This is a genomic window from Spirillospora sp. NPDC046719 (genome assembly GCF_040645715.1).
Lineage (GTDB): Bacteria > Actinomycetota > Actinomycetes > Streptosporangiales > Streptosporangiaceae > Spirillospora.
The window spans coordinates 1-8,366 of the sequence record NZ_JBEYYT010000408.1; the positions used below are offsets into that span (position 1 = coordinate 1).

Genomic DNA, 8,366 nt, shown 5'->3' on the forward strand with positions numbered 1-8,366 from the left:
CCTTCCCAACGGTCCGCCGCCCACCGGGTTCCTACGGCAGACCGACCGCCCCGCATCACCCACGGGGGCGGGGGTGCGGTTGCCTCCGGCGGTGGCAACGGCACGCCGTGACTCGACGGAATCGCCCCGTCACACTGCCTCTACAGATTCAGCTCGGCTCAGTAGTACGGGTTCTTGACATACTTCTTGGTCACGCACTTCTGGTTGGCCTGGCTGACCGGCTCGATCTCGCAGAGCTGGATCTTGAGACCGCGGATCAGCGTCCACGCCGTCGTCTTGTTCACCACCCAGTGCTTGCTCTTGTTGTATCCGCAGACCCTCGGGCCGTTGTACTGCACGTCGACCTGCGCGGGGAGATCGGCCACCACCTTGACCTTTCCGCACCATCTGCCGGTCTTCGAGCGGTCGTAGACGTAGATGTCCCATCCGGCGCGGTCCCCGATGAGGCCGTCATAGAACCAGGCTTTTCCCTTGGCGCGCGACGAATACGGGTCGCCGTGCGCGAGCTTGGCCTGCACGTCGAACTTGACACGCTTGGAGCCGTCGGCATAGGCCGCGGTCGGGGCCAGCAGCGAGACCGCCGCCACCCCGGCGGCGGCCACACCGATCCGGCGGGCCATCAGGCGTGTGGACAACGTTCCTCCCGGTTGAGAGATCGATTGGCCGCACACGCTGCCGCGTATGCGATCCATGCTCGGTACTGTCCTGCCGGTGAGCACTTTCGCAACAGATCGATGGAGATCTTCGAAGTGAACGCAATTTTCACAGAATCGCTCGGCGGCACCCATCCGCACGCCTCTTTCGACGTCACTGACCGGCGATATTCATGCTGGCCACGCGGGAATGCCACAGGGCGGTCGGTACGTGACCGCACAGGAGACCACTCGGGTCTGCGGCGATCGTCGGCGGGAGTCGAACACGCAGACGGCGACCGCGGCGTCGTCTCGGCCGCGGAGCTCAGGAGCCGGGGAAGGCGCAGACCGCGAGCGTCGCGTCGTCGTGGATCTTGTGGCGCGGCCAGCGCCGGCCCTGCGGGTCGGTGCGCTCCACCTCGCGCGTCCGCTCGACGACCGCGCCGGGCCCCTGCTCGGCGGCCAGCCGCGCCAGGCCGTCCCAGCCGGTGGCGCCGAACATGTCGGCGAGCCGGGTCGCGCCGTCCGTCAGCATCAGCACCCGGCGCAGCTCCCCCAGCGGGACCGTGCCGGTGATGGCCGCGTCCGCCGCGCGCGGGTCCGCCGCCGCGTAGTGGTCGCCGCCGGTGATCTCCTCCACCTCGCCGGTGACGCGCTCCAGCAGGATCGTCGAGTCGGCCAGCACCAGGTAGTCCACCAGGTCGCCCCGGACCCGCACCGCCAGCACCGTCGCCGCCGGAGTGGTCGGGGCGCCCAGGTCGCAGCTCGCCCGGTGCGCGGCCGCCACGTCCGCGATGGCCCCGGCCAGCCGCGCCACCAGCGGGCGCCGCGCGGGGCGGTGCACGCCTTCCGGCGGCGCCACGGGCGGCCCGGCCTGGGGGCCGAGGCCGTCCAGCATCCGCGCGAGCAGCCGCGTCCCGAGCGAGCGCGCGTACCAGGCCGTCCCGTGCACGCACCCGAGGTCGGTGCCGAGCGGCAGCCCGCAGCCGTCGAGCACCACGACGGCTCCCGGAGCCGCCGCCACGAAGTCCTCATTGAGCCGCTCCGGACTCCCCTGGTCCGTCGCCCATGTCACCCGCATCGCACCGCCCTCTCGATCGTCCCCGCACCCCCATCATGGACGGATCGCGCCCGCCATAGGGGACGAACGGCACGCACCCGCCTACGGCGTGCGCGCGGAGCCCAGGCGCGCGACGGCGCGGACAGGGGCGCCGTCGGCGGCGGCGAGCGCGATCGGGAAGAGCGAGACCTCGATCGGACGCCCCTCGGCCTGCGCGGCCACGAGCGGGCCGAGGCCGGTGAGGTTCTCCGCGATGACGGCCCCGGCGCCGCAGAGGATCCGGTGGGCGGCGAGCGAGAAGTCGTCCGAGCCGGGCGGCGGGGTCCGGTCGGCAGAGAGCGCGTCGATGCCGACCGTCCGGACACCGGCGGCGGCGATGGCCTCGGCCGTCTCCGGCGACGGGTACGGGTGGGCGAGGTACTCGTTCGTCCCCCAGCGCGACGACCAGCCCGTCGCGATGAGCAGGACGACCCCGGGCGCGAGGCCGTCCGGGAGCAGGTCCGGGGAGATGGGCGCGCGGGGCGCGAGGCCGCGCGCGTCCATGACGACCGCCGGGCCGGTGAAGCGGGTGAGGGGCAGCTCGTCCAGCCGGGGCAGCGCGTCGTCGATGTGGAAGGGGGCGTCCACGTGCGTGCCGGTCTGCGAGCCCATGTGCAGCCGCAGGACGTTCACCCCGGAGTCCGCGACCGTCAGCGCGGGGACGGCCTCCACCTCCGGGTCGCCCGGGTACACCGGCATTCCGGTGGTGATCGGGACGGACAGGTCGAGCAGCTCAGCGGCCATGCCGCCGATTATCCCGGGCCCGCGCGCACCCGGTAGCGTTGCGGCGTGTTGCCACATGTGACCGCCATCCGTTACGTGACGCCGCTGCGCGAGGGCGGGTCGCTGCCGGGCGTCGTCGAGGCCGACGACCTCGGCACCTACGTCATGAAGTTCCACGGCGCCGGGCAGGGCCGCAAGGCGCTGATCGCCGAGGTGATCGCGGGCGAGCTGGCGCGGCGGCTCGGCTTCCGGGTCCCCGACCAGGTGCTCATCGACCTCGACCCGGCCATCGGCCGGCACGAGCCGGACCCCGACGTGCAGGACCTGCTGAAGGCCAGCCCCGGCTGGAACCTCGGCGTCGACTTCCTGCCCGGCTCGCTCGGGTTCGACCCGCTCGGCTGGCGGCCCGACCGGCTGTTCGCGTCGCGGGTGCTGTGGCTGGACGCGTTCATCGGCAACGTCGATCGCAGCTGGCGCAACCCGAACATGCTGGTCTGGCACGGCGACGTGTGGCTGATCGACCACGGCGCGAGCCTCATCTTCCACCACGCGTGGGCGAACGCCGCGCGGCTGTTCTCCGGCCCGTACGACGTGGACGACCACGTGCTCACCCCGTTCGCGACGCGGCTGGAGGAGGCGGAGGCGGAGCTGGCGCCGAAGATCACCGAGGCGCTGCTGCGCGAGGTGACCGGGCTGGTGCCCGACCGGTGGCTGGAGAACGAGCCCGGGTTCGCCGGTCCCCAGGAGCTGCGCGACGCGTACGTGGACATCCTGCTGCCGCGCGCCGGCAAGCCCCGCGACTGGCTGCCCGACCTGGACGTCAGCGGCCACCGGCCGGACACCGGGGCGCGGCGCGGCGAGAACCGCCCGGGCTGGCTGGGCGGTCCCTCGTGAGCGACGCCCCCGGGAGCGACATCCGCACGAGCAACATCCGCGGGGCCGGCGAGCCCACCGTCTTCGAGTACGCGGCGCTGCGCGTCGTCCCCCGGGTCGAGCGCGGCGAGAGCATGAACGTGGGCGTCGTCGTGTACTGCCGGGCGCTGGACTACCTCGGCTGCCGCACCCACCTGGACGAGCCGCGGCTGCGCGCCCTGGACCCGGCGCTGGACCTGGACGGCGTGCGGTCCGCGCTGAAGGGCGTGGAGGCGATCTGCTGCGGCGGCGCGGGCGCCGGGCAGGCCGCGAAGGAGGCGCCGGGCGCGCGGTTCCGGTGGCTGACGGCGCCGCGCAGCACGATCGTCCAGCCGGGGCCGGTGCACGCGGGCCTCACCGGGGATCCGGCCGCCGAGCTCGACCGCCTCCTCGGCCTCCTCGTCACCTAGGTCAGGACCACTCCCAGCGGATGCCGTGGTAGCCGGCCGGCATGCCGAACTCGATGAAGTGGACGTTGTGGTAGCTGGACAGCCGCAGGTCGGCGGCGTCCTGCAGGGCGGTGTGGCCGTCGGGGCGCCACGTCCGGTAGCAGCGGGCGGGCAGCGCGGCCGGATGGAAGCTCACCTCGATGAGGTACTCGTGCTGGGGCGTGCGGAACCCGCGGCCCTCCTCGGTGGCGGGCGGGCCGGACTCGCCGAACCCGAAACCGTACTCCAGCAGGTACGTCTCGCCGCGGCCGAGCGCCCGGTCGAACAGCAGCTCGGCGGCGATGAGGCCGCTGGAGGCGTCCATCCGGACGCGGCCGAACCGGCAGCCGCGGGCGGTCCGCGACGCCGGCAGCGCGCCGTGCGGGTTGTGGTAGACGGCGATCCAGCGGTCGACGCCGCGCCGCTGCGCCTGGAACACCGCGCGGGTGCGGATCTCGCGCAGCTCCCGGCGGCGGCCGATGACGTGCTGGTCGTGCAGGCTGAGCCCGGTGAGGAGGCGCTCGCCGCCGTCGCCGATCTCGTCGAGCAGGTCGCGGACGCCGGGCTCGGGGCACAGCTCCTCGATCGGCGGCCACGGTCCGGGCGGCCGCTCGGCGTTCGGTTTGAGCAGGGTGAGCAGGGAGTGCCGGGGCAGTTCGAGGATGACCTCCAGGCCGCGGACGGCGCGCAGCGACCCGGCGCGTTCGGGACGGGTCCGGCCGCGCTGCCAGTAGCTCAGCGTGGACAGGCTGACGGCGACGCCCTGCGCCTCCAGCCGGCGGCGCAGCGATTCGAGGCTGAGGCCCCGCGCCTGGATGGCGGCGTGCAGGGCCACGTTGAAGGGCCCGTACCGCAGGACCTGGAGGAGGTCGTCCTCCGCCACGCTCTGCACAGCTCGGCCTCCGGATCCGCTCCGGCCGGCCCCCGCCGCACGGCCTTGACCGCCGTGTTCACGACCTCCGGCCTCACTGTAAGGCTCCGCCGTCCCGAAGTCGACCGCCCGTTCCGTCACTCCCACTCCCACTCGACCCCGACGATGCCGTGCCGGACGGGCCCGACCGCGATGTTGGCGCTCCCCGACGTGCCGATCCACAGCTCGCCGAGCCGCCGGCGCGGCGCGAGCGGCCCGTCGGCGGTGAAGCCGTAGCAGCGGGCGGGCAGCCGCCCGGCGCCGAACTGGACGATCGCGACGTAGTCGTGCACGGGCCGGGAGAAGCGCCGGTCGTAGCCGTCCGGCGGCCCGCCGGGGTCCGGTCCGGACGGCCGGAGGTCGTACTCGATCACCGCCGTCTCGCCTGCCGTGAGCACGCGGTCGAAGACCAGCTCGAACGCCATCAGCCCGCCGCCCGCGCGGACCCGTCCGGGCCGGCAGTACCTGACGGCGGACAGCTCCGCCGCGCTCTCCTCCGGCTCGGCCGGTTCCGCCGGATCGCCGCCTGCTGGGGCGCCGCCCGCCGGAACGTCGGCCACCGGGACGTCGCCCGGCGGAGCGTCCGGACCTGTCCGGTGGACGCAGACGACGCGGTCGACGTCGTCACCGGCCGCGCGCAGGACGGCGCGGACCGACAGCGTCCAGCGGGGGCCGTCCGCGTCCAGCCGGTAGACGTCGTGGACGCTGAGCCGTTCGAGCCGGTGGTCGCCGGACCGGTCGAGCTGCCCGACGAGGTCGGCGTACCGCCGCGGGTCGGGCCACAGCTCGCCCGCCGCGGCCGGCGAGGCGGGCGCGGCGGCGGACGGCCCTCCCCCGCGCGCCGGGGCGGGGGCGGGTCCGAGCTCGTCCAGCGGGCCGGTGAGCGTGCCGGGCGCCACCCCTAGGACCTCTTCCAGGATCGCGACGGCGGCGCGGGAACGGGGGCGGCTGCGGCCGCGCTGCCAGTGGCTCAGCGTGGCCACGCTGACGGTGAGGCCGCGCCGGCCCAGCCGGTGGCGGATCCGCTCCAGGGTGAGCCCGCTCGCCTGGACGGCCTGCCGGAACGCCTCGGCGAACTCCACGGCGTGGATCGTACCGGCCGATCGGCCGCCAAGTCAGGCGTCCGTCGCAGATCCGGCACGCTCCGACAAGTCGGGCTTCTCCGGAAATGTCGATCGGCTGCCCGGCCCTCGCCGCCGGCTAGAAGAGGATCGACATGAACGAGCCGTGCTCGGCGAAGCCGACGCGGCGGTAGGCGGCCCGCGCCCGCGTGTTGTAGTCGTTGACGTACAGCGACACCGTCGGCGCGATGCCGCGCAGCGCCTCCCGCACCACCGCCGACATGCCCGCCACCGACAGGCCCCGCCCGCGCAGGTCAGGTGGGACCCACACGCCCTGCACCTGGCACGCGCGCGGGGTGACGGCGCCGACCTCCGCCTTGAACATGACCCGGCCGTCCTCGATGCGGGCGAACGCGCGGCCGTCGCGGATCAGCTCGGCGACCCGGGCCCGGTACAGCACGCCGCCGTCGCCGCTGTTCGGGGAGACGCCGACCTCCTCGGTGAACATCGCGACGCACGCCGGATAGACGACGTCGAACTCCTCCATCCGCACCCGCCGGACCCCCGGGTCGGCCGGGACGTCCGGGACGGCGGAGGTCGCCATCACCGGCTGGGACGCGCGGACGGCCCGCGGCGGCCCCCAGTACGGCGCCAGGATCTCCCACAGGTCGCCGACCGCGTCGACGGGCCCGACGATCGACGAGCAGCGCCGGCCCTGCGCCTGCGCCCGCTCGGCGAACGCGCGGATCGCCTCCGGCCCGGCGGCGACCGGGATCAGGTTGGCGCCCGAGTAGCACAGCGCGGACAGCCGCCCGTCCCGCATGTAGCCCCACATCTGGGCGCCGAGGCGGCGCGGGTCGAGCCCGGCCGCGTGCACGCGGGAACCGACGAACACGTTGGCCACCGGGTCGGCGTCGAGGATCGCGAGCGCCTCCGCGCGGTACCGGTCGTCGAGGACCCGGACCGGCAGCGACCCCAGCATGCGCACGGCTACCGGCTCCCCGACCGGGCCGCCGCGGCGTACAGCACTGTCAGCACCACGCCGACAAGCCTATGACGTCCCCGGTGCTCGTACCTCCACCGGCTCCCCCACCGGGGGATTCACTTGCGCGAGGCGGCGTGGTGGGACCGTCCGGCCTTCTTGGCGGGACCGGGCCGGGGCGGCCCCGGGGCCTTGCAGGTGGCGTCCGGGCCCGGCCGGTCCGGCGGCAGGGCGCCCTTGCCCAGGTACGCGGCGACGGTGCGGTCGACGCACCGGTCGCCCGAGAGCGTCACCCCGTGGTTGCCCCCGCCGACCTGCACGAGCAGCCGGGACGTGGGGAACAGGCGGTGGGTCTCCAGCGCGCCCGGGTAGGGGGTGGCGGCGTCCTCGGTGCCCTGGACCAGCAGCATCGGCGCGAGCGACGACCCGGCGCCCACCTCGGGCGGCCGCCCGCCGGGGGCGCCCCAGTACGCGCAGGGCGCGTTGTACCAGGTGTTGCTCCAGGTCTCGAACTTGTAGCCCTCGCGATAGAGACGGACGCTGTCGGAGTGCCAGCGGTGCCAGTCGCGCGGCCATGCGGCGTCGCGGCACTGGACGGCGTTGTAGACGGCGTAGTTGTTCTGGTCCAGCCAGGACGGCGGCTGCCACACCTTGCGGAGCGGGCCCGGGTCGTGCCGGACGGCGTACGCCGACAGCGCGGCGGCGTGCGCGGCCCAGCCGTAGTCGCCGTAGCCGTCGGCGAGGAACGTGTCGTCCAGCTCGTCCGGGCCGATCTTGCCGTCGATCGGCTTGGCCTTCAGCGCGGCGCGGGCGCGGTCGTAGGCGCCGGCGACCCGGCCCGCGCTCTTCCCGAGCCGGTAGAGCGCGTGGTGCTCGGCCACCCAGGCGAAGAACGCCTTGATGCGCTTCTCGAACGCGATGTTCTGGTCGATGTTGTCGCCGTACCAGACGCCGCTCGGCTTGACGACGCTGTCGAGGACCATGCGGCGGACGCGGCCGGGGTGGGCCGAGGCGTACGCGGCGCCGAGGTAGGTGCCGTACGAGTAGCCGAAGTAGTTGATCTTCCGCTGGTGCAGCGCCCGCCGGATCGCGTCCAGGTCGCGCACCCAGTCGGCCGTCCCCATGTGCGGCAGGACGGTCCGGTACCGCTTCGCGCAGTCGCGGGCGTACGCGCGGGCCCGCTTCTTCCACGCCCGCTCGGCGGCGGCGTTCTCCGGGACGGTGTCGGGACGCGCGCGCCCCGGGTCCTGGTAGCTCCTGTCGCAGACCAGCGCGGGCCGGCTCGCGCCGACGCCGCGCGGGTCGAAGCCGATCCAGTCGTAGGACGCGGCGACGCCGCGGGGCATCGCCGCGCGGAAGACTCCCGCGAGGTCGCGGCCGTGCGCGCCGGGCCCGCCGCGGTTGAGCAGCACGGCGCCCTGGCTCTTCTTCGCGGTGTGCCGCGCGCGGGACAGCGCCAGGGTGATCTGCTCGCCGTGCGGGTGCGCGTAGTCGAGCGGCACCCGGAGCGTCGCGCACTGCAGGCCCTTGAGGCGGGCTCCCTCGACCGGGTCCTTGGCGGGGCAGGGGTGCCAGGCGAGCCCGGCGGGCCGTCCGGGGGCGGCGGTCGCGGGGGGCGG

9 protein-coding genes are annotated in these 8,366 nt (G+C 74.5%); 2 read left to right on the forward strand and 7 right to left on the reverse strand.

The window, feature by feature from the left end; genetic code table 11:
• Nucleotides 1-158: 158 nt before the first annotated feature.
• The 3 genes from ABZ914_RS41070 to ABZ914_RS41080 all read right to left on the reverse strand — a co-directional run bounded on the left by ABZ914_RS41070 (nucleotide 159) and on the right by ABZ914_RS41080 (nucleotide 2,475).
• A complete protein-coding gene (locus tag ABZ914_RS41070; RefSeq protein ID WP_190868621.1) occupies nucleotides 159-635 on the reverse strand; it encodes a hypothetical protein in 477 nt (158 codons plus the stop codon).
• Nucleotides 636-957: 322 nt separating this feature from the next.
• A complete protein-coding gene (locus ABZ914_RS41075; RefSeq protein ID WP_500200051.1) occupies nucleotides 958-1,656 on the reverse strand; it encodes a protein phosphatase 2C domain-containing protein in 699 nt (232 codons plus the stop codon).
• 138 nt (nucleotides 1,657-1,794) lie between these two features.
• On the reverse strand, nucleotides 1,795-2,475 hold the full coding sequence (locus ABZ914_RS41080; protein WP_500200052.1) for a cyclase family protein: 681 nt from the start codon (nucleotides 2,473-2,475) through the stop codon (nucleotides 1,795-1,797).
• Between the two features lie 45 nt (nucleotides 2,476-2,520).
• Here ABZ914_RS41080 and ABZ914_RS41085 point away from each other — a divergent pair, with 45 nt between their 5' ends.
• Nucleotides 2,521-3,348, forward strand: a complete 828-nt coding sequence (locus ABZ914_RS41085) for a HipA family kinase (RefSeq protein WP_190868624.1) — start codon at nucleotides 2,521-2,523, stop codon at nucleotides 3,346-3,348.
• Nucleotides 3,345-3,776: a DUF3037 domain-containing protein gene (locus ABZ914_RS41090; protein WP_500200054.1), complete on the forward strand. Its 432-nt coding sequence runs from the start codon at nucleotides 3,345-3,347 to the stop codon at nucleotides 3,774-3,776. Before ABZ914_RS41085 ends, ABZ914_RS41090 begins: the two co-directional genes overlap by 4 nt.
• Before the next feature lies 1 nt (nucleotide 3,777).
• Here ABZ914_RS41090 and ABZ914_RS41095 read toward each other — a convergent pair whose 3' ends face one another.
• The 4 genes from ABZ914_RS41095 to ABZ914_RS41110 form a co-directional block, all read right to left on the reverse strand.
• Nucleotides 3,778-4,686, reverse strand: coding sequence for a hypothetical protein (locus ABZ914_RS41095; RefSeq protein ID WP_190868625.1), 909 nt, complete (start codon nucleotides 4,684-4,686; stop codon nucleotides 3,778-3,780).
• A gap of 116 nt (nucleotides 4,687-4,802) precedes the next feature.
• On the reverse strand, nucleotides 4,803-5,786 hold the full coding sequence (locus ABZ914_RS41100) for a helix-turn-helix domain-containing protein (protein WP_500200055.1): 984 nt from the start codon (nucleotides 5,784-5,786) through the stop codon (nucleotides 4,803-4,805).
• A 118-nt stretch (nucleotides 5,787-5,904) separates the two neighbouring features.
• Nucleotides 5,905-6,747, reverse strand: coding sequence for a GNAT family N-acetyltransferase (locus ABZ914_RS41105; protein WP_190868632.1), 843 nt, complete (start codon nucleotides 6,745-6,747; stop codon nucleotides 5,905-5,907).
• 119 nt (nucleotides 6,748-6,866) lie between these two features.
• Nucleotides 6,867-8,366: alpha/beta hydrolase (locus ABZ914_RS41110; protein WP_500200056.1), on the reverse strand; the 1,500-nt coding region annotated here is incomplete at its 5' end.